Source organism: Streptomyces sp. NPDC055013 (assembly GCF_053608645.1).
The window spans coordinates 56,162-77,809 of record NZ_JBSGVW010000017.1; the positions used below are offsets into that span (position 1 = coordinate 56,162).

The window sequence follows — 21,648 nt, forward strand, 5'->3', positions numbered from 1 at the left end:
TTGGGTGCGGTTGCGTGGCGGGGCCCTTCGGCGGGGGACCCCGGTGGTCCGACCGGGACGCCGACGGTCCGGCCCGCGTGGGCAATCGGGCTGTCGGGCAGGGCTGAGCTACTTCAGTACTCTCTCCAGCGTTTGCGGGGTGGGTGAGGCGGAGCCGGCGGGCGGGCGTGGCCGCGACCGGTGCCGGTCTTGGGTGCGCTCGCGCGGCGGGGCCCTTCGGCTGGGGACCCCGGTGGCCCGACCGGGACACCGACGGCCCGGCCCCGTGTGGGGAACCGGGCAGTCGGGCCTGGCCTGGCTACTTCAGTACCTTCTCCAGCGTTCCCAGCGCCTCGACCAGTTCCTCCGCCGTGATCGTCAGGGGCGGGGCCAGACGGATCGTGGAGCCGTGGGTGTCCTTGACGAGGATGCCCTCGCGCATGAGGCGCTCGCCGATCTCCCGGCCCGTGCCGACTGCCGGGTCGATGTCGACGCCCGCCCACAGGCCCCGCGCGCGGAAGCCGACGACGCCCTTGCCGACCAGGTCCGACAGGCCGCTGCGCAGGATCGCGCCCAGCTCGGCGGCCCGGCGCTGGAACTCGCCCGTCTCCAGGAGACCGACCACGGCCGTGCCGACCGCGGCGGCCAGCGGGTTGCCGCCGAACGTGGAGCCGTGCTCGCCCGGCCGCAGGACGCCGAGTACGTCCCGGCGGGCCACCACCGCGGACACCGGCACGATGCCGCCGCCCAGGGCCTTGCCCAGCAGCACCATGTCCGGGACGACGCCCTCGTGCTCGACGGCGAGCGTACGGCCCGTGCGGCCGAGGCCCGACTGGATCTCGTCCGCGATGAACAGGCAGCCCTTGCGGCGGGTCAGCTCGCGCACGCCGGCCAGGTAGCCCGAATCCGGGATGAGGACGCCCGCCTCGCCCTGGATCGGCTCCAGCAGCACCGCCGCCGTCGTCTCGTCGACCGCCGCCTCCAGCGCCGCCAGGTCGTTGTACGGCACGATCCGGAAACCCGGCGTGAACGGGCCGAAGCCCTGCCGCGCGGTCTCGTCCGTGGAGAACGACACGATCGTCGTCGTACGGCCGTGGAAGTTGTCCGCCGCGACCACGATCGTCGCCCGGTCGGCCGGGACGCCCTTCACCTCGTACGCCCACTTGCGGGCCACCTTGATGCCGCTCTCCACGGCCTCGGCGCCGGTGTTCATCGGCAGCACCATGTCCAGGCCCGTCAGCTCGGCCAGGCGCTCGGCGAACTCGGCGAGTTTGTCGTTGTGGAAGGCGCGAGAGGTGAGCGTCAGGCGGTCGAGCTGGGCGTGCGCCGCCTCGACCAGCGCGGGGTGGCGGTGGCCGAAGTTCAGGGCCGAGTAGCCGGCCAGCATGTCCAGGTAGCGGCGGCCCTCCACGTCCTCCACCCAGGTGCCCTCGGCACGGGCGACGACCACGGGCAGCGGATGGTAGTTGTGCGCCAGGACCGGCTCCTCGGCGCGGATCAGATCGGCGGACGAACGGGTCTGCGCGGGCGCGGTCATGAGCGGATCTCCTGGGTGCAGCACTTGATGCCACCGCCGGCCTTGCGGAACTCCGACAGGTCGACGGGGACGGGGACATAGCCGCGTTCGTCCAGCCGGGCCGCCAGGGCCTCGGCCTGCGGTGCGATGAAGACGTGACGGCCGTCGGACACGGAGTTCAGGCCGAAGGCGGTGGCGTCGTCGCGGGTGGCGAGCACCGCGTCCGGATACAGCCGTGCGAGCACCTCACGACTGCCCGGCGAGAACGCCTCCGGGTAGTAGGCGATGTTGTCGTCGTCGAGCACGAACAGGGCCGTGTCGAGGTGGTAGAAGAACGGGTCCACCAGCGTCAGGCTGATCACCGGGTGGCCGAAGAACTCCTGCACCTCGCGGTGCGCCTCCCGGGTGGTACGGAATCCGGTGCCGGCGAGCACATAGCGGCCCGTCCACACCAGGTCGCCCTCGCCCTCGCACACGGCCTCGGGCCGGTACACGTCGAAGCCCGCCGTCTTGAACCACGTGTCGTAGTGCGTGGACTCGGGGCGGCGCTCGCTGGCGTGGAAGAGGGAGCCGAAGACGCGGCCGCCGACGACGACGGCCGAGTTCGCGGCGAAGACCATGTCGGGAAGACCGGGGACCGGCTCCACGGTGTCGACGTCGTGGCCGTGGGAGCGGTAGGCGCGGATCAGCGACTGCCACTGCCCATGGGCCAGATCGACGTCGACGCGGACGTCGGGCTGCATCCAGGGGTTGATCGCGTACTGCACGGCGAAATGTCTGGGTTCGCAGACGAGGAAGCGCCGCCGGCGCGGCACACGGGTATCGGTCACAGAGGGGTTCCTCCGCTTCCTGCAGTGTCGATGAGGATTGACACCAAGGTAAGAAGGCACCCTGACGAGCGACAAGCAACGAAAATTGCGTGTCCACGCAGGAATGCTGCGTATTTTGCCGAGCCGGCGCACGCCTGCTGCGTCGTCCCGGGATCAAGCGCCTTGCTCCGGAGTGGCGAGGCCCGCGGCGCCCGCTTCCGGACTCTCCGGGATGAGGTGTGACAGCACCATCACGCTGATCGTCTTGCGGATGAACGGCTCGACACGGATGCGCTCCAGCACCTCCTCGAAGTGCTCCACATCCCGCGCCCGCACGTGCAGCAGCGCGTCCGCGCCCCCGGTCACCGTCATCGCCGCCGTGATCTCCGGATGGTTGCGGACCACCTCCGCGAGCCGCCGCGGCGGGGCCGCGCCCTCGCAGTACACCTCGACGTACGCCTCCGTACGCCAGCCCAGCGCCGACGGCTGGACCGTGGCCGAGAACCCGGTGATCACGCCCGTGTCGCGCAGTCGGTCCACGCGCCGCTTGACCGCCGTCGCGGACAGTCCGACGCTCGTGCCGATCTCGGCGAAGCTCTTCCTGGCGTTCGCCATGAGGGCGGTGATGATCTTCCGGTCGAGTTCGTCGAAGGACGCCGCGCCGCTGTTCATGAGGGCACTGTAAGCGGCCCGCCACCCAGCGCGAACGTCCCGACGGAGCACATGTCCAAGCGTGCGAATTGCTCCTACACTCCGGGTTCATGCTGCGCGCCCTGGCTGTCGACGACGAACGCCCCTCGCTGGAGGAGCTGCTCTACCTCCTCAACGCCGACCCCCGCATCGGCAGCGCGGAGGGCGCCGGCGAGGCGACCGAGGCGCTGCGCCGCATCAACCGCGCCCTGGAGTCGGGGCCGGGCGGGCCGGAGGCGATCGACGTCGTCTTCCTCGACATCAACATGCCCGGCCTCGACGGTCTGGACCTCGCCCGGCTCCTCACCGGCTTCGCCAAGCCGCCGCTGGTCGTGTTCGTCACCGCCCACGAGGACTTCGCCGTCCAGGCCTTCGACCTCAAGGCCGTCGACTACGTCCTCAAGCCCGTCCGCAAGGAGCGGCTCGCCGAGGCGGTCCGCCGGGCGGTCGAACTGCGCGCCGCCGAACTGCGCGACGCCGCGCCCCGCATACCGGTGAGCGAGCCCGACCCCGATCACATACCCGTGGAGCTCGGCGGCGTGACCCGGTTCGTCGCCGTCGAGGACATCACCCACGTCGAGGCCCAGGGCGACTACGCCCGGCTGCACACCGACAAGGGCAGCCACCTCGTCCGCATCCCCCTGTCCACCCTGGAGGAGCGCTGGCGCTCCCGCGGCTTCGTCCGCATCCACCGCCGCCATCTCGTCGCCCTGCGCCACATCGGCGAACTCCGCCTGGACGCGGGCACCGTCAGCGTCATGGTGGGCTCCGAGGAACTCCAGGTCAGCCGACGGCACACGCGCGAGCTGCGGGACCTGCTGATGAGGAGGCCGTGACGATGGGCCAGAACCCCGCCGAACGCCGCGTCGTCGTCACCGGCCCGCCCCGGCAGACCCGCCGCGTCTCCGGCTACTACCGCCCCCGCACCGAGATCGACGAACAGACCACTCTCGGCCACACCTACGTCCGTTCCCTGATGCGCACCCAACTGCGCACCGCCCTGGCGGTGTTCGCCGTCCTCGGCCTGCTCATCGGCCCCCTGCCACTGCTCTTCGCGGCGATGCCGGACGCCCGCCCCCTGGTCTGGGCGGTCCTCGGCTTCGGCCTCTACGCACCACTGGTCCTGCTCGCCCGCTGGTTCGTGCGCCGAGCGGAGCGCAACGAACGGGACTTCGTACGGCTCGTCGAAGACCGCTGAGCCCGAAAGAACCGATGCGGTCGTGAACTCCAGCTACGCCGTCCCCGCCGTCGCCCTCGTCGTCCTCGCGACCGTCCTCGTCGGCGCCTTCGGCCTGCGCATCTCCCGCACCACGTCCGACTTCTACGTCGCCTCCCGCACCGTCGGCCCGCGCCTCAACGCCGCCGCGATCAGCGGCGAGTACCTCTCCGCCGCCTCCTTCCTCGGCATCGCGGGCCTGGTCCTCGTCCAGGGCCCCGACATGCTCTGGTACCCGGTCGGCTACACCGCCGGCTACCTGGTCCTGCTGCTCTTCGTCGCGGCACCGCTGCGCCGCTCCGGCGCCTACACCCTCCCCGACTTCGCCGAGGCCCGCCTCTCCTCGCAGGCCGTACGGCGGCTCGCGGGCGCCTTCGTCGTCGGCACCGGCTGGCTGTACCTGCTGCCCCAACTCCAGGGCGCCGGGCTGACACTGACCGTGCTCACGGGCGCGCCCGACTGGCTCGGCGGCGTGATCGTCGCGGTCGTCGTGGTCGCCATCGTCGCCGCCGGCGGCATGCGCAGCATCACCTTCGTGCAGGCCTTCCAGTACTGGCTCAAACTCACCGCCCTGCTCGTCCCCGCGCTCTTCCTGATCCTCGCCTGGCAGGGCGACGGCGCCCCCCGCCACGCCTTCGACGAACCGGCGACCTTCCGCGAACGGAGCGTCGTCCGCGTGGACGACACCGTCGACCTGAAGCTCGACAGCCCGTTGACGGTCACCGTGAACGGCACGGTCGACGGCCGCACGCACGAGGACCAAGAGGTCCGACTCCCCGCCGGCACCCACCACATCGAGGCCGGCACCCGTCTGACCTTCGACAAGGGCGCCCCCGTCCCCGACCCCGACCGCGGCGGCAGCGGCAGCCTGTCGCCGTCGCAGGCCGAGAGCCGCGGCGAACGCCCGCTGTACGCCACGTACGGACTGATCCTCGCCACCTTCCTCGGCACCATGGGCCTGCCGCACGTCGTCGTCCGCTTCTACACCAGCCCGCACGGCGTCGCCGCCCGCCGCACCACCGTCGCCGTGCTCGGCCTGATCGGCGCCTTCTACCTGCTGCCCCCGGTCTACGGCGCCCTCGGCCGCCTCTACGCCCCCGAACTCACCCTCTCCGGCGACGCGGACGCCGCCGTCCTGCTGCTGCCCGAGCGGATGATCGGCGGTCTCGGCGGCGACCTGCTCGGCGCGCTGGTCGCGGGCGGCGCGTTCGCCGCGTTCCTGTCGACGGCGTCGGGCCTGACCATGGCCGTCGCGGGCGTGCTCACCCAGGACGTCCTCCCGTCCCGCGGCGTACGGCACTTCCGGCTCGGCACGGTCCTCGCCATGGCCGTTCCGCTCGGCGCGAGCGCCCTGGTCGGCGGGCTCCCCGTCGCCGACGCGGTGGGCCTCGCCTTCGCCGTGTCGGCGTCCTCGTTCTGCCCGCTGCTCGTCCTCGGCATCTGGTGGCGACGGCTGACCCCGCCCGGCGCGGCCGCCGGGATGCTGGTGGGCGGCGGCTCCGCGCTGCTGGCCGTCGCGGCGACGATGGCGGGCTTCCCCGGCTCCGGAGCCCTGCACGCGCTGCTCGCCTGGCCCGCGCTCTGGTCGGTGCCGCTGGGTTTCCTCACCATGGTGCTGGTCTCCCTGGCCACGCCGAGCCGGGTGCCGACCGGGACGGCGGCGATCCTGGCGCGGTTCCATCTGCCGGAGGAACTGCGGGCGGAGGTGAAGGCATGACGCAGCTCATCGCCGGACGGCGCGGAACGGAGACGGCATGAGCGGCTTCATCGCGGGCCTGTGCGTGGCCGTCCTCCCGCTGCTCGCCGCGGGCTTCTGGCTCGGCCGGCGCACCGCCCGCCCCGAGAACTCCGGCGGTCTCGGCACCCCCGTCGAGCACGCCACCTTCGAGACCCTGCACACCGCCTCCCTCGCCGCACCTCCGCTGCGCGCCGGACTCACCGAGGAGACCGCGCGCAAGTCGGCCCGCAGACTTCGCTCACTGCTCGGCACGGACGCGCTGTGTCTGACGGACCAGAAGGACGTCCTGGTCTGGGACGGGATCGGCGGCCATCACCGTACGGAGATCATGGAACTCCTCGCCGGCCCCCTGGAGTCGGGCCGCGGCGAGGCCTTCCCGCTCACCTGCGACACCCCCGACTGCCCGGTGCGCTGGGCGGTGGTCGCCCCGCTCACCGTCGACGACCGGGTCCACGGCGCCCTCGTCGCCTGCGCGCCCCGGGAGTCGGCCGTGCTGGTGCGCGCGGCGGGCGAGGTGGCCCGCTGGGTCTCGGTCCAGCTGGAGCTGGCCGACCTCGACCAGTCCCGCACCCGCCTGATCGAGGCCGAGATCAAGGCCCTGCGCGCGCAGATCTCCCCGCACTTCATCTTCAACTCGCTCGCGGTGATCGCCAGCTTCGTCCGCACCGACCCCGAGCGCGCCCGCGAACTGCTCCTGGAGTTCGCCGACTTCACCCGCTACTCCTTCCGCAGGCACGGCGACTTCACCACCCTCGCCGAAGAACTGCATGCCATCGACCACTACTTGGCGCTCGTGCGGGCACGCTTCGGCGACCGCCTGACGGTCACCCTCCAGATCGCCCCCGAGGTGCTGCCGGTGGCGCTGCCCTTCCTCTGCCTCCAGCCGCTCGTCGAGAACGCCGTGAAGCACGGCCTGGAGGGCAAGGCGGCGTCCGCGGGCAAGAGCCACATCAGCATCACCGCACAGGACGCCGGCGCCGAGGCCCTCGTCGTCATCGAGGACGACGGCGCCGGAATGGACCCCGTCCTGCTGCGCCGCATCCTCGCCGGCGAGGTCAGCCCGTCGGGCGGTATCGGGCTGTCCAATGTCGACGACCGACTCCGGCAGGTGTACGGCGACGCCTACGGGCTCGTCATCGAGACCGCCCCGGGAGCGGGCATGAAGATCACCGCCCGGCTGCCGAAGTATCAGCCGGGCGTGCACTCCGCGGGGCGGCTGACCCGGGAGTGAGGCTCAGCTGCCGCGGCTGGCCACCATCCCCAGCGTGATCAGCCCCAGCACCACCCACCCGAACCACAGCCAGCCATTGCTCCCGAGCGCCACCGTGTAGGCGGTCACCACGACGAGTCCGCCGACGGTGACCACCCCCATCGCCTTGGTAGAACCGTCCGTAGAACCGGGCATCGCAACACCCTCCTAGGCTTCGTCCCCCTCCATGGTGCCCCCGTTCTGCTTCCTGACGGTGCACACGACGAAATGAGTGCCCGTCTTCCAGGCCCCCTCGCTCGTCCAAGAGCCCGCCGTGTAGACGGAAGGATCGAAGCCGTAGTCGCGCGGCGGCACCTGGCGGGCGCATGCCGCGTCCGACTCGGTGCGTGCCTCGGTCAGCGTGACGTCGGCGCCCAGTCGGGTGAACCCGAGCACCTGCTCGTCGTGTGGGTCCGCGCAGGACACCAGCCGGGCGTCCCGGTGGGAGCGCACGTCCAGACAGTCCCGCCGCTGCATGGTCGCCGTGTCGGCGAAGGCCGAGCCCGGCTTCCGATGCCCGCCCAGCGGCCCGTACACCGGCCCGTGCCCGCCCAGCACCAGACAGGCGGTGCGCCGCCCGGCCGCGTCGAACCCCGCCTCGGTCGGTACGACGGCGAAGCTGCGGACGTCCGCCAGCCGCCCGCGGACGTCCTCCGTCCGCTCCTCGCACGCCCCCGGCCCCTTCTCCCGTGCCTCGGCGGCGGACGCGGCCCCGACGAACGCCATCACCTGCCCGTCGGGCACCTTCTCCCGGCAACTGGGATCAAGGCTCAGCCGGGGTGTGCCCCGGAAGGCGGCCGTGCCGGGCCAGTCGGCGAGCACGCAGTCGCCGTCCTTCAGCGCACTGCCGAGTCCGACGGTGTCGCCGTACGGCCGGGCGGTTCCCTTGGTGTCCGGCGACTGGGCCATGGCGTACCAGACGCCCACACCCGCGAGCGCCAGCCCGAGGATGCCGCCGAGGACCGCGTGGAGGATGCGGGGACGGGTTCGGCGCTGCCCGTCCGGACCGGGACGGGGGACGAGGCCCTGTGGACCGCCGTGTGCACCGGCCGCGGGGCCGAAGCCCGGTGGGCCGTCGGGTGGATCGGACAGGGGCAGGGAGCCGAAGCGCGCCGCGTCGGGCACGCGCCCCGACGGTGCGCCGCCCCAGTGCGGCTGGGAACCCAGGTCGGTCTGAGTCCGCGCGTACGCGTCGACCTCCGGAGTGGCGATCCGTGACAGCGCCGCCTCCGCCTCCACCGCGGACAGCCGCAGTGCCGGGTCCTTCTCCAGCAACGCCCGCAGCACAGGCGCCAGCGCACCGGCCCGCGTGGCCGGCGGGGGCTCCTCCATGACCACCGCGGTAACCTGGGCCAGATGCGACTCGCGGTCGAACGGTCCCCGGGCCTCGACGGCGTGGTACAGCGTGCAGCCCAGCGAGAACAGATCGGTGGCCGGCGTCGGCGCCCCGCCCGTGACCCGCTCCGGCGCCAGATAGCCCGCCGTGCCCACGAGCACGGACGCCAGTGTGTACCGCGTCTCACCGGCGTCCGGCTGCACCGAGATGCCGTAGTCCGTGAGCAGCACCCGCCCGTACGGCGCCCCGGTGCGGTCCGGAGCCAGCAGGATGTTCGCCGGTTTCACGTCCCGGTGCATGACGCCCCGCTGGTGTCCGGCGGTCAGGGCGTCGAGTACGGCCCGCCCGATGCGGGCGCACTCGGCGGGCGCCAGCGGGCCGCGCTGATCGATCAGGTCACGCAGATCGACGGCGCCCGTCACGTACTCCATGACGATCCAGGGCAGCCCCTCGTGCTCCAGCACGTCATGCACGGTCACCACATGGGGATGCCCGCGCAGCCCCGCCGCGTGCCGGGCCTCCGTACGGGCCCGGGCCACCCGGGCCTCACGCTCGTCGGCCTCGACCGGGTCCCGGAACACGATCTCCTTCAGCGCGACCTCGCAGGCGAGTCTCCGGTCGTGGGCGAGCCAGACATGGCCCATACCGCCGCTGCCGAGCCGGTTCAGCAGCAGATAGCGGCCGGCGACGACCCGGCCCACTCCCGACGTCGATGATCCTGAAGGCATCCGGTGACTCCCGGGTTCTGCGGGTGCGCTGCGTGGTTGTCAGGCGGTCGTGCCCGTGGTGGGTCCGCCGGTGGACGGGGCGCTCGTCGCGGGCCGGCCGGTCTCGGACGGCGGTGCGCTGCTGGTGACCGGGGCGCTGGTCGGGGGCGAGCCGGTGGTCTCCGGCGGTGAGCCGGTCGTGGGCGGGGGCGGCGAGCTGGACGTGGGGTCCTCGGGCGAGGGGGGCTTCGCCGAACTGGGCGGCGGATCGGAGGACGGCGGAACGGACGAGGGCGGCGCCGCGGAGGACGGCGGACCTGCGGCTGGGGGCCCGCCGGTGGGACCCGGGCTGCTCGGTCCGGAGCTGCCGGATCCGGAGGCCGACGGCGGTGAGGTCGCGCCGGACGGCGGGGACGTGGACGACGAGGACGGCGAGGACGTCGACGGCGTGGAGCCCGACGGATCCCGCGTCGACCCGGGATCCGACCCCGACCCCGATCGCGGGGGAGTGGACGTCCCACTCGACGAGCCACGTGACGTCGCCCCTCCGGCCACGCTCAACGTCACGTACTCCCCGAACCGCAGCTCCGTCCCGGCCGGCGGATCCGACGCCGTGACCCGGGCGTTGTCGGGCGGCAGCCCTCCGCCGGAGAAGGCGGCCGCCAGCCCCGTGCCGGCCAGCCGTCGGCTCGCCTGCCCGAACGTCGTCCCGGCCAGGTCGGGCACCGCACGCCGCTCCCGCGTGTCGAACGTCGTGTCCTCCTCGCCCGCGGTGCCGACGGGCCGGTTGACGCCCCGGTCGGGTTCATGGACGTCGACGAGAGCGAGCTGCTCCACTTCCCGCGCCGCGGGCCGCACGGCCACGACGGACGACTCCTCGTAGCCCTTCCACTCCTCGTTGCGGTCGTCGAACTCGACCTTTATCCGCGTCGTGTCGCCCTCGAAGGGCCGCAGCGGATTGCCGCACGAGCACTTCACCGCGGGAAGACCCCGCTCATCGACGAGAATCGCGATTCCCGTCTGGAGCAGCGCGTTGAAGGGGACGGCTTTTCCCTTTTTGTAGTCGTGGTTCTTCACGAGAGTGTCGTGACGCAGGAGTACGGGTGTGAGGCGGCCGAGATAATCCGGGATCTCGGCCGTCGAGAGGGAGAGCGCGGTTGCCCAGGCCTGCGCCTTGCGCTCATTGGCCGGGTCGGTGAGGAACTCCTTCAGCCGTGCGACGTCGCAGATCGTCGGCTGCTTGGAACCCCCGTACAGACCGGGAGTGTCGCCCTGCTGCAGACCGCCGTGCGCCGTCTGCACCCGTACCTGCGCGTCCCGCCCCAGCCCCTGGTTCTCGTTGAAGAAGGGCGCGAGCGACGGAACTCCCGCGGCCACCGCTTTCACCACGGACAACGGTGTGTTCCGGCCGCACCCACTGAGCGCCAGAACGAAGACCAACAGGACGGCGATCCTCCGAATCGCCGCTATTTCGGACCTGTGCACGAAAACGCGAAACGCCATTACCGCTCCCCCCGGCGGTTCCCCCGACGCGCTTCATGCTACTGAAAGGCGAAGCCTTTCGGTTTCCTCAGTTCCCGCGTGCGTTCAATGAGGCCAAATAGGCGTTGTACGCCTCGAGTTCCTTGTCGCCGTCCCGGTCGGCGGCCCGGTCCTTGCGCTTGGCCTGCCGCTGCTCGGAGCCGTACCACTGGAACAGCAGCGCGATCAGCACCAGCACGGACGGAATCTCACTGAACGCCCAGGCGATGCCGCCGGCCGCGTTCTGGTCGGAGAGCGCGTCGATGCCGAGTGAGGCGGGCGGGTTCTTGAACGTCTCGACCATCGGCTCCGACGCCATCATCAAGGCGATGCCGAAGAACGCGTGGAACGGCATTCCCGCGAACAGCTCCAGCATCCGCATCAGATACCCCGGCCGGTGCGGACCGGGATCCACGCCGATGATCGGCCAGAAGAACACCACACCCACGGCGAGGAAGTGCACCATCATCGCGATGTGGCCCGTCTTGGAGCCCATCAGGAAGTCGAACATCGGGGTGAAGTACAGCGCGTAGAGGCTGGCGATGAACAGCGGAATGGTGAACGCCGGATGCGTGATGATCCGCATGTACCGGCTGTGCAGCAGGGCCAGCAGCAATTCCCGCGGCCCCTTGCGCCCCCGCCCCGCCGGCGGCATCGCACGCAACGCCAGCGTCATCGGCGCACCGAGCAGGAGGAGAATCGGCGACAGCATGCTGATCACCATGTGCTGCACCATGTGCACGCTGAACATGACCATCCCGTAGTCATTCAGCCCGGTGCACATGACGAGCATCACGGACAGCACCCCGGCGACGTACGACACGGTCCGCCCCACGGGCCACTTGTCCCCGCGCCGCGCGAGCCGCACGACACCCCACGCGTACAGGGCGAGCCCCACCAGACAGGCGACGAGGAAGAACGGGTCCGCGGACCACGTGAGCCCCCGCCCCAGCGTGAACGGCGGCAGATCCATCATCATGCCGTGCCCGCTGTGATCCATCCGCCGGCTCCTGTTTCGTGGGGGTTGTGCAAGTCTGTCCGCACACAGACTAGAACTGCCCCCGGTCGGCATTGCGACCGGGGGCATCCGTTCCAGGGCGAACCGGAGCTACAGCACGCACTCAGCCTCTTCGTACCGGTCCTCCGGCACGGTCTTCAGCGTCTCCACGGCCTCCGCCAGCGACACCATCACGATGTCGGTGCCGCGCAGTGCCGTCATCTTGCCGAACTCGCCGCGGTGCACGGCCTCCACCGCGTGCCACCCGAACCGCGTCGCGAGCACCCGGTCGTACGCGGTGGGTGTACCACCACGCTGCACATGTCCGAGGATCACCGGCCGAGCCTCCTTGCCCAGGCGCCCCTCCAGCTCGATGGACAGCTGACGGGCGATCCCGGCGAACCGCTCATGCCCGTAGATGTCCTTGCCGCCCTCGTCGAACTCCATGGAGCCGGGCCTCGGCTTGGCCCCCTCGGCCGCCACGACGATCGCGAAGCGCTTGCCCGCCTCGAACCGCGCGCCGACGACCCGGGTCAACTCCTCGATGTCGAAGGACCGTTCCGGCACCACGATGGCGTGCGCACCGGCCGCCATGCCGGAGTGCAGCGCGATCCAGCCGGTGTGCCGGCCCATGACCTCGACCACGAGCACCCGCTGGTGGGACTCGGCGGTGGTCTTGAGCCGGTCCAGGGCCTCGGTCGCAACGCCGACGGCCGTGTCGAAGCCGAAGGTGACGTCCGTGACCGCGATGTCGTTGTCGATGGTCTTCGGCACACCCACGACGGGCAGACCGCTGTCCGACATCAGCCGGGCCGCCTTCAGCGTGCCCTCGCCGCCGATCGGGATGATCGCGTCGAGGCCGAGCTCCTCGAGGTGGCCCTTCGCCCGCTCCACGCCGTCCCGCAGATGGGAGGGCTGGACCCGGGAGGAGCCGAGAATCGTGCCGCCGCGAGCCAGGATGCCGCTCACCGCGTCGAGGTCGAGCTTGAGGTAGTCGCACTCCAGGAGGCCCTTCCAGCCGTCCCGGAAGCCGATGACCTCGTCGCCGTGGTCGACGACGGCGCGGTGCACGACGGACCGGATGACGGCGTTCAGGCCGGGGCAGTCGCCGCCGGACGTGAGGACACCAATGCGCATAGCCCGAAAAACCTTCTCAACGTGGGCCGGGACCGGACCACGCTGTCCGGCTCGAATCCCCGCCACCCTAGCGGCATCAGGGGGCGGGGCCGAACCATGCGTCCGCCTGCTGGACGGCCCCGCTCACCTGTGCGGACGCACCGTCAGACGGGCTCGTGACAGCAGGCCGGCACCCAGGTGTACGCCCCGGGTACCCGAACCGTCAGGCGGGCTGCTGCGCGGCCGCGATGCGCTCGCCGCGCAGCGCCTCGTACCAGCGGTCGTCGGTCGGCGGCAGCGCGTTCACGTCGAGCGCGAGCTTCAGCAGCAGGTCGGCGATCAGCGGGTTCCGGGCGAGCACCGGGCCGTGCATGTACGTACCGAAGACGGTGTCGTTGTAAGCACCCTCCGTACCGTCGCCCGTGCCGTTGCCGTTGCCGAAGCGGACCTTGGCGAGGGGGCGGGCGGTGGGGCCGAGGTGGGTGACGCCCTGGTGGTTCTCGAAGCCGGTCAGCGGGGGCAGACCGAGGCGCGGGTCGATGTCGCCGAGCACGTCACCGACGCACCGGGCCCCTTCACCGCGCACGGACACCACGTCGATCAGGCCGAGACCCGGCTCGCGCTGGCCGAGGTCGTTGATGAACTCGTGGCCGAGGATCTGGTAGCCCGCGCACACCGAGAACACGATGGCGCCGTTCTCGACGGCCCGCTGCAGACCGCCGTCCCGGCGCAGCCGCTCGGCCGCCAGCCGCTGCGGCCGGTCCTCGCCGCCGCCGATCAGGTAGATGTCGCCGGAGGTCGGGATCGGCTGGTCGCTGCGCACGTCGAGACGGGCCACGTCCAGGCCGCGCTGCCGCGCCCGGCGCTCCACGACGAGGACGTTGCCCTGGTCGCCGTACGTGCTGAGCAGGTCCGGGTAGATCCAGACGACCCGCAGACTGTTGTCGCTCATGAAGTCACTGTCCTTGTGAGTACGTCCGAGTACGTCAGTTGCCGACGCGGCGGCGCAGGTCCTGGAACGCGGTGTAGTTCGCGATGACCTCGATCCGGCCCGGCGGGCACAGCTGCACGGCCTGGTCGAGGGTGTCGCAGACCTGGAACTGCTGGTTCGCGACCTCCAGTCGCACCGCCAGGTCGAGCCTGCGGTCGCCGACGACACAGATCGGGTGCCCGGTCAGCCGCGTGTAGTCGACGTCCCACAGCCAGGAGGTGTCGGTGCCGTCGGCGCCGCGCGCGTTCACGGAGAGGATCACCGGGGTCGGCGGCGGGTCGATGAGGGAGAACGTCTCCAGCCAGCCGGCCGGGTTCTTGGCGAGCAGCAGCCGCAGGTCCCGCCCCTCGAACTGCACGACGTCATAGCGCCCCGCGACGGCCTGCACCTGGTACATGCGTTCCAGGGCGACCTGCGGCGGCACTCCGAACACGGCGGCCACGGCGGCGGAGGAGGCGGCGTTGGCCTTGTTGGCACGCCCGGGCAGCTGGAGGTGAATGGGCCAGGCCGACCCGTGCGGGTCCAGGACGTGATCACCGGACAGTGCCCAGCTCGGCGTGGGCCGCCGGAAGCCGCACTCACCGCAGAACCAGTCGTCGCCCGGCCGCTGCATCACACCACCGCACGACGGGCAGGACCAGGCGTCGTCCTTCCACATCTGCCCGGCGGCGACCCAGATCACATTCGGGGACGAGGAGGCCGCCCACACGACCAGCGGGTCGTCGGCGTTGGCGATGATCACGGCCTTCGAGCCGGCGAGCCCCTCGCGCCAGTTCTCGGCGAGCATGCGGGTCTCGGCGGCGCGGTCCAGCTGGTCGCGGGAGAGGTTGAGGAGCGCGATGCACTTGGGGTCGGTGTCCCGGGCGACCCCGGCGAGGTACTTCTCGTCGACCTCGATGACGCCGTAGCGAGCCTCCGAGCTGCCCGCGAGCGCCGAGGTGATGCCGGCGGGCATGTTGGCGCCCAGGGCGTTGGAGACGACCGGCCCGGCGGCCCGCAGGGCCTCCGCGATGAGCCGGGTGGTCGTGGTCTTGCCGTTGGTCGCCGACACCAGGACCACGTCCAGGTTCTGCGCGAGCCGGGCGAGGAGGTCGGGGTCGAGCTTGAGTGCCACCCGGCCGCCGATCACCGAACCGCTACCGCGCCCCGCGGCACGCGATGCCGCCGCGACCGCCTTGCCCGCGGTCACGGCCAGCTTGGCCCGCGGCGAAAGCGGGTCCGAGTTGCCTGACATCAGTCCTCGATCCTCCTTGCGTACGCGCCGCGCCTCTGCCTGACGGCAACGTGGTGGTGGTCAGCCTATCGAGATCCATTCGCACTCCCGAATCGCCGTACCCTTGCGGCCATGCGAAACGGCTCCATTCCGGGCGCGCGCGGGCGCGTCCGTCCCCTCACCGTGCTCGGCGACCCGGTGCTGCAGGCACCCTGCAAGGATGTCACCGACTTCGGTCCCGAATTGGCGACGCTGGTGGAGGACTTGTTCGCGACGATGTACGCGGCGCGTGGCGTGGGCCTCGCCGCGAACCAGATCGGCGAGCCGCTGCGGGTGTTCGTGTACGACTGCCCGGACGACGAGGACGTCCGGCACCTCGGGCATGTGGTGAACCCACGGCTCGTGGAAGCGGACGGCGTGGTGCTGCGCGGCCCGGAGGGCTGCCTGTCCCTGCCGGGCCTGGAGGCGGGCACGGAGCGGTACGACCACGCGGTGGTCGAGGGTTTCACGATGACGGGCGAGCCGGTGACGATCCACGGCACGGGGTTCTTCGCACGCTGCCTGCAGCACGAGCACGACCACTTGGACGGCACGCTGTACGCGGACCGCGTAACGGGCCGGCGCCGCAGACGCCTGATGCGACAGGTGTCCCGAGCCTCTTGGTACAGGCCGACGCCGCCCGCCTAGGCACCGTCAGAACCCCGGGCCGCCCATCCTGTCCCCGGCGGCAGCCAACCGTCCCCACAGCAGGTCGGCCAGGCTGCGCACCAACTCCGCCCGCGAGCAGGGTCGTTCCCCGAGCCACCAGTCACCCGCGGCATGCATCATCCCGACGATCCCGTGCCCCCACACCCGGGCCAGCTGCTGACTGCCGGGCCCGAGGTCCAACCGTTCCTCGATGACGGTGGCCAGTTCCTCGCCCATCCTGCGCAGCAGCGGCGCGGAGTGCTTGCCGACGTCGAAGCCGGGGTCGCCGGGCTGGCCCCCCTCCGCCGGATGCATCAGGAACCGGTACACCTGAGGCCGCGCCTCGATCGCCGCGAGGTACGTGTCCAAGGTGGCCTCGACGCGCTCACGCCGGTCCGCGGGGGCGTCCAGCGCCGCCCGCAGCGAGTCGAGCAGCGCGTCCGTGTGCCTCATGGCCAACGCCGCGTAGAGTCCGCCCTTGTCACCGAAGTGCCGGTACAGAATCGGCTTCGTGATCCCCGCCTCGGCCGCGATCGCGTTCATCGAGGCCTGCGGGCCGTCGCGAAGCACCACTCTGTCGGCGGCCTCCAGCAGCTCGCGCCGACGGCGGTCGGCGGACCGCTGTTGCTCGGTCCGCTGCGTGGTGTCCATGAGCTCTCCCCACCCGTGGTGAATCGATGACGCATGCGCAAACTAACACTCAACCAGCCGCGACCATCGAACGGACTGCCGACCGGGCATCGCGGGTTGACTTTATCTACCCGCGAGTAACAAACTAAGGTTACCGCTAGTAACAAGCATCAAGCATGCACGTACGCCGCTGGAGGGGACATGGCCGAGTTCACCATGGAGCTCAACGACGAACAGAAGGAGGTCCGGGACTGGCTGCACGGCTTCGCGGCCGATGTGATCCGCCCCGCGGCCGCCGAATGGGACGAGCGTGAGGAGACTCCCTGGCCGGTCATCCAGGAGGCCGCGAAGGTCGGCATCTACTCGCTCGACTTCTACGCCCAGCAGTACTTCGACCAGACCGGTCTCGGCATCCCCATGGCGATGGAGGAGCTGTTCTGGGGTGACGCGGGCATCGCCCTGTCGATCGTCGGCACCGGCCTCGCCGCCGTCGGCGTCCTCGCGAACGGCACCGAGGAGCAGATCGGCACCTGGGTGCCCCAGATGTACGGCGATGCCAACGATGTCAAGCTTGCCGCGTTCTGCTCCTCCGAGCCCGACGCCGGCTCCGACGTGGCCTCGATGCGCACCCGTGCCGTCTACGACGAGGCCAAGGACGAGTGGGTGATCAACGGCACGAAGACCTGGGCGACCAACGGCGGCATCGCCAACGTCCACGTGGTCGTCGCGGTCGTCGATGCGGACCTGGGTTCCAAGGGGCACGCGTCCTTCATCGTCCCGCCGAACACGCCGGGCCTGGCCCAGGGCCAGAAGTTCAAGAAGCACGGCATCCGCGCCTCGCACACCGCCGAGGTCATCCTGGACAACGTGCGGGTGCCGGGCTCCTGCCTGCTGGGCGGCAAGGAGAAGCTGGACGAGCGCCTGGCGCGGGCTCGCGAGCGGGCCAAGGCGGGCGGCGAGCGCGTGAAGAACGCCGCGATGGCCACGTTCGAGGCCTCGCGGCCGGCCGTCGGCGCGATGGCCGTGGGCACGGCCCGTGCCGCGTACGAGGTCGCCCTCGACTACGCGATGACGCGTGAGCAGTTCGGGCGGCCGATCATCGACAACCAGGGTGTGGCGTTCCAGCTGGCCGAGATGGCGACGCAGATCGACGCCGCGCGGCTGCTGGTGTGGCGTGCCTCCTGGATGGCGGTGAACGGGAAGCCGTTCACGGCGGCCGAGGGGTCGATGTCGAAGCTGTTCGCGAGCGAGACGTCGAAGAAGGTCACGGCGCAGGCCATACAGATCCTCGGAGGCAACGGCTACACCCGGGAGTACCCGGTGGAGCGGATGCACCGGGACAGCGCGATCTACACGATCTTCGAGGGCACGAGCGAGATCCAGCGGCTGGTGATCGCCCGTACGTTGTCGGGCATGTCGATTCGGTAGCGCAGAGGTTTGCCGCAGGGTGCCCTCGCGCCCTGCGGCGCTCTTCTACGGTGCGGTGCCGCTGCTGTGCGCGATGCACGCCACGTCGATGCGATCCGCGAGCTTCGCCAGCTCGATGGTCAGCGCGGCCACCGTGTCCTCGTCGAGCCCGTCCTCGCCGGCCTCGACAAGGTGCAGCCACCGACCACCCACCGTGCGCAGCAGCTTGCTCACATCGGACGCAGCCACCTGCAAGGTCCCGCGGTCATCGACGATCAGCGGCAGAGTAACTTCGCGGTTCACACCCGGGATCGTAGTCGCGCGGTGCTCACGCACCCTGCCAAACCGTGGTGATGTTGCAGAACTCGCGGATTCCGTGCCCGGACAGCTCACGCCCGTATCCGGACCGCTTCACTCCGCCGAACGGGAACGCCGGATGGGACGCCGTCATCCCGTTGACGTACACGCTTCCGGCCTCCAGATCCCGTACGAACCGGTCGACCTCGGCCTCGTCGCGGGTCCACACGTTCGAACTCAGTCCGAACGGTGAGTCGTTGGCGATCAGTACCGCCTCGTCCAGGTCGTCGGCCCGGTACAGCGTGGCGACCGGCCCGAACGCCTCCTCGCGGTGGATCCGCATCTCGCGGGTGATGCCGGCGAGCACGGTGGGCGCGTAGTACCAGCCGGGCAGTTCGGGCCGGCGGAGCTGGTGACCGCCGCACAGCACGGCCGCTCCGCTGCGCCGGGCGTCGTCGACGAGCTCCTCCAGGTCGTCCCGGCCCCGTTCGCTGGACAGCGGGCCGACCTCCGTCTCCTCCTGCATCGGGTCGCCGACCACCAGCGCCTTCATGCCCTCCACGAACCGCTCCGCGAACGCCTCGTAGACGTCCGTGTGCACGATGAACCGCTTGGCGGCGATGCACGACTGACCGGTGTTCTGCACGCGCGCGGTCACCGCGACCTGCGCGGCGCGGTCGACGTCGGCCGACGGCATGACCACGTACGGGTCGCTGCCGCCCAGTTCCAGCACCGTCTTCTTGATCATCTCCCCGCAGGTGGCGGCCACCGCGCGGCCGGCCGGCTCGCTGCCGGTGAGGGTGGCCGCCTTGACGCGGTCGTCGCGCAGGATCTCGTCGACCTGCCCGGAGCCGACGAGCAGGGTCTGGAAGCAGCCTTCCGTGTAGCCCGCGCGGTGGAACAGGTCCTCCAGGTAGAGGGCGGTCTGGGGGACGTTCGAGGCGTGCTTGAGGAGGCCGACATTGCCCGCCATCAGCGCCGGGGCCGCGAAGCGGATCACCTGCCAGAGCGGAAAGTTCCACGGCATCACCGCGAGCACCGGACCCAGCGGCCGGTAGCGGACCCTGACCCGCGAGGCGCCGGAGTCCTTCACGTCGGACTCGGGCGGCTCCTCGTCGGCGAGCAGTTCCTCGGCACGGTCGGCGTACCAGCGCATCGCCTTGGCGCACTTGGCGACCTCCGCGCGCGACTGCTTGACGGGCTTGCCCATCTCGGTGGTCATCGTCCTGGCGATGTCGTCCTGATCCCCCTCCAGGAGACCCGCGGCCTGGACCAGCAGGCGAGCCCGGTCGGTGAAGCTGGTCGTCCGGTACGTGCGGAACGTGGCCTCGGCGAGCTGGAGCCTGCGCTCGATCTCCTCGGCACCCATGGCCTCGTACGTCTTGAGCGTCTCGCCGTTCGCCGGGTTCACCGTCGCGATGGCCATGACCGACCTCCTGGGAGCGGGCTGATGCTTCGACCTTCCCGCGCGGCGGTGGCCACCGCAACGCGTGTACGGCCGCTCAGGCCGAGTGCTCCGCCAGCCGGTCGAGAAACGTGGCCTGGGCCTTCACGATGACCTCGCGCGCCCGGTCGACGCCCAGCCATGCCACCCGGTCGAGCTCCGGGAACTCCTGGGTCCGTCCCGAGTGCGGCGGCCACTCCATCACGAACGTGCCGGGGACGACCGTCGCCGGGTCGAGGTCGGCCGCGACCGCCCACACCGTGACGATCTTTCCGCCCGACTGCTTCACCTCGCCCAGGGGTACGGCCTCCCCGTCGGGCGGCGCCAGCCCCAGCTCCTCCTGGAACTCGCGGCGGGCCGCGTCCCAGGCGGGCTCGTCGGCTTCGTACTCGCCCTTCGGGACCGTCCACGCCCCGGCGTCGCGCTTGGCGAAGAAGGGGCCGCCCATATGGCCGAGCAACACTTCCAGACCGTCATCGGTGTGGCGGAACAGCAGCAGGCCCGCGCTGCGCTTCTCGCGCTTCTCGCCGGACGGCGTCACGGTGTCACCTCCGTGGTCACGGCTTCACGTCCGGGTGGGCGGCGAGCAGGGTCTCGACCGTGTCGGCCTCCGCGGGGCGTTTGTCCTCGCGGTAGCGGACCACGCGCGCGAAGCGGAGTGTCACGCCGGACGGGTAGCGGGTGGAGCGCTGCAGGCCGTCGTAGGCGATCTCGACGACCAACTCGGGGCGGACCGTCACCCCCCAGCCCTGGTGTTCCACGGCGAGTTCCTGGAGCCGTCCGGTCTGCCAGGTCAGCATCGTGTCGGTCATGCCCTTGAAGGTCTTGCCGAGCATGGCGAAGGAGCCGTCCGCCGTGCGGGCGCCCAGGTGGAGGTTGGAGAGCTTGCCGGTCCTGCGGCCGTGGCCCCATTCGGCGGCCAGCACGACCAGGTCGAGGGTGTGCACGGGCTTGACCTTCAGCCAGGAGGCGCCGCGCCGGCCCGCGCTGTAGGGGGCGTCGAGCGCCTTGACGACGACGCCCTCGTGGCCGCGCCCGAGGGTCTCGGTGAGGAAGTCCTCGGCCCGGGTGAGGTCCTCGGGCCCGGACACCGGGCTGCGGCGGACGCGCATCGGCTCGGGGACCAGCCGGGCCAGTTCCGCGTGCCGGTCGGCGAACGGCAGGTCGAGCAGGTCGCGGTCGTCGACGGACAGGGCGTCGAAGAAGACGGGGGAGACGGGGACCTCCCTGGCCGCCGTCGCCACGTCCACGCGGGAGCCGACGCGGCCGGCGGTCTCCTGGAAGGAACGGGGGCGGCCCCGGTCGTCGAAGGCGATGACCTCCCCGTCCAGGATGAAACGATCGCCTCTCAACTCCCTTGCGGTCGCGGTCAGTTCGGGGAGCCGGTCGGTGATGTCGTCCAGGGTGCGGGTGTAGATCCGTACGGCATCGCCGTCGCGGTGGACCTGGACGCGGATGCCGTCCAGCTTCTCCTCGACCACGCAGGCGCCGAGCTTGCCGACCGCCTCGGCCACCGAGGAGGCGCTGTGCGCCAGCATCGGCAGGACCGGGCGGCCGACGGTGAGCCGGAAGCGTTCGAGGGCGGCGGGGCCGTCCGCGAGCAGGGCCTCGGCCACCGTCTGGAGCGACCCGGCGAGCATCACCGCCCGCCGCACGTCCGCCGACGGCGCCCCGGTCGCCTGTGCCAGCCCTTCCACCGCCACGGCGTCCAGCGCGCCCTGCCGCACCTCGCCCGTGATCAGCCCGAACAGGAAGCGCTGCTCGTGCTCGGTGGCCGTGCCCATCAACTCGCCGACCAGACGGCCCCGTTCGGCCTGCGAACCGGTGCCGGTGACCTTGCCGAGCCCGGTCAGCCGGGCGTCCACCTCGCGCACCGTGAGCGTGGGCTCGGCGGCCGGGGCGACCGGCCGGCTCAGCACCTTCCAGCCGATGCCGAGCCGCCCCTGCGGCAGCCGTCCCGCCAGATACGGGATGACGATCGGTACGTCGTCCGCCTCGGCGTCCCGGAACAGCTCCGCGAGCAGAGCGATCTTCCGGGACCGCGCCGAGGTCGCGGCGACCTCCTGGGACACCTGGGCCAGCCGGGTCAGCAGCATGCAGCCATC

The 21,648-nt window shown here is 71.3% G+C and carries 21 protein-coding genes; 6 read left to right on the top strand and 15 right to left on the bottom strand.

Features of this window, described 5'->3' with window-relative positions; all coding sequences use genetic code 11:
• Positions 1-298: 298 nt before the first annotated feature.
• The 3 genes from rocD to ACWGDB_RS22220 form a co-directional block, all read right to left on the bottom strand.
• Positions 299-1,516, bottom strand: coding sequence for an ornithine--oxo-acid transaminase (gene rocD, locus ACWGDB_RS22210; RefSeq protein WP_453823980.1), 1,218 nt, complete (start codon positions 1,514-1,516; stop codon positions 299-301).
• Positions 1,513-2,325: a dimethylargininase gene (gene ddaH, locus ACWGDB_RS22215; RefSeq protein ID WP_453823981.1), complete on the bottom strand. Its 813-nt coding sequence runs from the start codon at positions 2,323-2,325 to the stop codon at positions 1,513-1,515. Before ddaH ends, rocD begins: the two co-directional genes overlap by 4 nt.
• Before the next feature lie 153 nt (positions 2,326-2,478).
• Positions 2,479-2,976, bottom strand: coding sequence for an Lrp/AsnC family transcriptional regulator (locus ACWGDB_RS22220; RefSeq protein ID WP_383599282.1), 498 nt, complete (start codon positions 2,974-2,976; stop codon positions 2,479-2,481).
• 89 nt (positions 2,977-3,065) lie between these two features.
• On the opposite strand from ACWGDB_RS22220, the gene ACWGDB_RS22225 reads away from it, so the two are divergent.
• The 4 genes from ACWGDB_RS22225 to ACWGDB_RS22240 are packed head-to-tail and all read left to right on the top strand — an operon-like array spanning position 3,066 to position 7,179.
• Positions 3,066-3,830 (top strand): LytR/AlgR family response regulator transcription factor, encoded by a 765-nt coding sequence (locus ACWGDB_RS22225; RefSeq protein WP_383599279.1) that lies wholly within the window; start codon positions 3,066-3,068, stop codon positions 3,828-3,830.
• Positions 3,831-3,832: 2 nt separating this feature from the next.
• Entirely contained in the window at positions 3,833-4,192 is a 360-nt protein-coding gene (locus ACWGDB_RS22230; RefSeq protein ID WP_453823982.1) for a hypothetical protein, read from the top strand.
• Between the two features lie 22 nt (positions 4,193-4,214).
• The gene (locus ACWGDB_RS22235; protein ID WP_453823983.1) at positions 4,215-5,927 is read left to right on the top strand and encodes a sodium/solute symporter; all 1,713 of its coding nucleotides are present in this window, start codon (positions 4,215-4,217) and stop codon (positions 5,925-5,927) included.
• A 37-nt stretch (positions 5,928-5,964) separates the two neighbouring features.
• Positions 5,965-7,179, top strand: coding sequence for a sensor histidine kinase (locus ACWGDB_RS22240; RefSeq protein ID WP_453823984.1), 1,215 nt, complete (start codon positions 5,965-5,967; stop codon positions 7,177-7,179).
• A 3-nt stretch (positions 7,180-7,182) separates the two neighbouring features.
• Here the strand turns inward: ACWGDB_RS22240 and ACWGDB_RS22245 are convergent, their stop codons facing one another.
• The 7 genes from ACWGDB_RS22245 to ACWGDB_RS22275 all read right to left on the bottom strand — a co-directional run bounded on the left by ACWGDB_RS22245 (position 7,183) and on the right by ACWGDB_RS22275 (position 15,099).
• A complete protein-coding gene (locus ACWGDB_RS22245; protein ID WP_328429244.1) occupies positions 7,183-7,353 on the bottom strand; it encodes a hypothetical protein in 171 nt (56 codons plus the stop codon).
• Positions 7,354-7,365: 12 nt separating this feature from the next.
• Entirely contained in the window at positions 7,366-9,261 is a 1,896-nt protein-coding gene (locus ACWGDB_RS22250) for a protein kinase domain-containing protein (RefSeq protein WP_453823985.1), read from the bottom strand.
• Positions 9,262-9,300: 39 nt separating this feature from the next.
• Positions 9,301-10,629: a DUF6777 domain-containing protein gene (locus tag ACWGDB_RS22255; RefSeq protein WP_453823986.1), complete on the bottom strand. Its 1,329-nt coding sequence runs from the start codon at positions 10,627-10,629 to the stop codon at positions 9,301-9,303.
• A 181-nt stretch (positions 10,630-10,810) separates the two neighbouring features.
• Positions 10,811-11,761 carry a cytochrome c oxidase assembly protein gene (locus ACWGDB_RS22260; RefSeq protein WP_453823987.1) on the bottom strand — a complete coding sequence of 317 codons (951 nt, stop codon included), beginning with the start codon at positions 11,759-11,761 and terminating at the stop codon, positions 10,811-10,813.
• Positions 11,762-11,869: 108 nt separating this feature from the next.
• Positions 11,870-12,895, bottom strand: a complete 1,026-nt coding sequence (locus tag ACWGDB_RS22265; protein ID WP_453823988.1) for a 6-phosphofructokinase — start codon at positions 12,893-12,895, stop codon at positions 11,870-11,872.
• Between the two features lie 202 nt (positions 12,896-13,097).
• Complete coding sequence (locus ACWGDB_RS22270; protein WP_453823989.1) at positions 13,098-13,826, bottom strand: type 1 glutamine amidotransferase; 729 nt, start codon at positions 13,824-13,826, stop codon at positions 13,098-13,100.
• A 34-nt stretch (positions 13,827-13,860) separates the two neighbouring features.
• Entirely contained in the window at positions 13,861-15,099 is a 1,239-nt protein-coding gene (locus tag ACWGDB_RS22275) for a MurT ligase domain-containing protein (RefSeq protein WP_328429250.1), read from the bottom strand.
• Positions 15,100-15,210: 111 nt separating this feature from the next.
• Between ACWGDB_RS22275 and def the strand changes: the two genes are divergently transcribed.
• Positions 15,211-15,765, top strand: a complete 555-nt coding sequence (gene def, locus ACWGDB_RS22280; protein ID WP_453823990.1) for a peptide deformylase — start codon at positions 15,211-15,213, stop codon at positions 15,763-15,765.
• Positions 15,766-15,771: 6 nt separating this feature from the next.
• On the opposite strand, the gene ACWGDB_RS22285 is transcribed toward def, so the two are convergent.
• Positions 15,772-16,416: a TetR family transcriptional regulator gene (locus ACWGDB_RS22285; RefSeq protein ID WP_383599252.1), complete on the bottom strand. Its 645-nt coding sequence runs from the start codon at positions 16,414-16,416 to the stop codon at positions 15,772-15,774.
• Positions 16,417-16,596: 180 nt separating this feature from the next.
• Here ACWGDB_RS22285 and ACWGDB_RS22290 point away from each other — a divergent pair, with 180 nt between their 5' ends.
• On the top strand, positions 16,597-17,823 hold the full coding sequence (locus tag ACWGDB_RS22290) for an acyl-CoA dehydrogenase family protein (RefSeq protein WP_453823991.1): 1,227 nt from the start codon (positions 16,597-16,599) through the stop codon (positions 17,821-17,823).
• Positions 17,824-17,868: 45 nt separating this feature from the next.
• On the opposite strand, the gene ACWGDB_RS22295 is transcribed toward ACWGDB_RS22290, so the two are convergent.
• From ACWGDB_RS22295 to ACWGDB_RS22310, 4 genes are all read right to left on the bottom strand, one after another.
• Entirely contained in the window at positions 17,869-18,105 is a 237-nt protein-coding gene (locus tag ACWGDB_RS22295; RefSeq protein ID WP_328429254.1) for a DUF6213 family protein, read from the bottom strand.
• Positions 18,106-18,130: 25 nt separating this feature from the next.
• Positions 18,131-19,525, bottom strand: a complete 1,395-nt coding sequence (locus tag ACWGDB_RS22300; protein ID WP_453823992.1) for an NADP-dependent succinic semialdehyde dehydrogenase — start codon at positions 19,523-19,525, stop codon at positions 18,131-18,133.
• A 76-nt stretch (positions 19,526-19,601) separates the two neighbouring features.
• Positions 19,602-20,084: an NUDIX domain-containing protein gene (locus tag ACWGDB_RS22305; protein WP_453823993.1), complete on the bottom strand. Its 483-nt coding sequence runs from the start codon at positions 20,082-20,084 to the stop codon at positions 19,602-19,604.
• A gap of 16 nt (positions 20,085-20,100) precedes the next feature.
• Positions 20,101-21,639 (bottom strand): ATP-dependent DNA ligase, encoded by a 1,539-nt coding sequence (locus ACWGDB_RS22310; protein ID WP_453823994.1) that lies wholly within the window; start codon positions 21,637-21,639, stop codon positions 20,101-20,103.
• Between the last annotated feature and the right edge of the window lie 9 nt (positions 21,640-21,648).